Origin of the sequence: Geobacillus sp. G4 (assembly GCF_040327975.1) — a bacterium.
GTDB classification, from domain to species: Bacteria; Bacillota; Bacilli; order Bacillales; family Anoxybacillaceae; genus Geobacillus; species Geobacillus thermoleovorans.
This window is the reverse complement of the sequence record NZ_JBEPJY010000079.1, coordinates 1-351: the sequence shown is the minus strand read 5'-3', so window position 1 is coordinate 351 and position 351 is coordinate 1. Positions and strand designations below refer to the sequence as shown.

Annotated in this window: 1 protein-coding gene; it reads left to right on the top strand. The window is 54.4% G+C overall.

All coding sequences use genetic code 11. The features are described 5' to 3' along the window. The coding region (locus ABS784_RS17025) for an AAA family ATPase (protein WP_352513377.1) at positions 1 to 351 on the top strand (351 nt) is incomplete at both ends.

The window sequence follows — 351 nt, the reverse complement described above, 5'->3', positions numbered from 1 at the left end:
GCTGGCCCTTGGGTTGGGGGAAGAACCGAAATACCGCAAGGTGGACCTCTTCCGCCAAATCCAGCAGGCGATCGAGCGATTGCATCATGAACGACGGATCACGCCGGTGTTCATTTTGGACGAGATGCATTTGGCCAAAGATGCCTTTTTACAAGACATTGCGATCTTGTTCAACTTTGAGATGGATTCGACCAACCCATTTGTCTTGATGTTGGCCGGGCTGCCCCATTTACAGGGAAAGCTGCGGCTCAATCAGCACCGTCCGCTTGACCAACGGATCATCATGCGATGCCGGATGGGGCCGCTCGAGAAGGAGGAGGTGGCGGGCTACATCGAGCATCGGATGAAACA